Consider the following 273-nt stretch of genomic DNA (forward strand, 5'->3'; position numbering starts at 1 on the left):
GAGAAGGAAAAGTTTTGCATTACGGACTTTCAGAACCCGGTGTACAAACAGTAAGACGAGCTCATGAAATTCATCCGGTAACCGCAATTCAGAATGAATATTCCCTTTTATGGCGGGGACCTGAAAAGACAATTTTACCACTTTGTGAAAAACTGGGTATCGGTTTTGTAGCTTGGAGCCCCCTTGGAGTTGGTTTTACAACAGGAGCTATTGATGCTAATACAAAATTTGCTCAAGGTGATATCCGCGGTGGAGAGAGTCGCTTTTCCCCGG

Annotated in this window: 1 protein-coding gene; it reads left to right on the top strand. The window is 44.0% G+C overall.

Going from position 1 to position 273, the window contains the following annotated elements; all coding sequences use genetic code 11:
- Positions 1-14 precede the first annotated feature (14 nt).
- A partial coding sequence (locus SB724_RS20100) for an aldo/keto reductase (protein ID WP_410572602.1) occupies positions 15-273 on the top strand: 259 nt, incomplete at its 3' end.

It is taken from the genome of Bacillus sp. SIMBA_031, from assembly GCF_046535225.1.
GTDB lineage: Bacteria > Bacillota > Bacilli > Bacillales > Bacillaceae > Bacillus > Bacillus velezensis.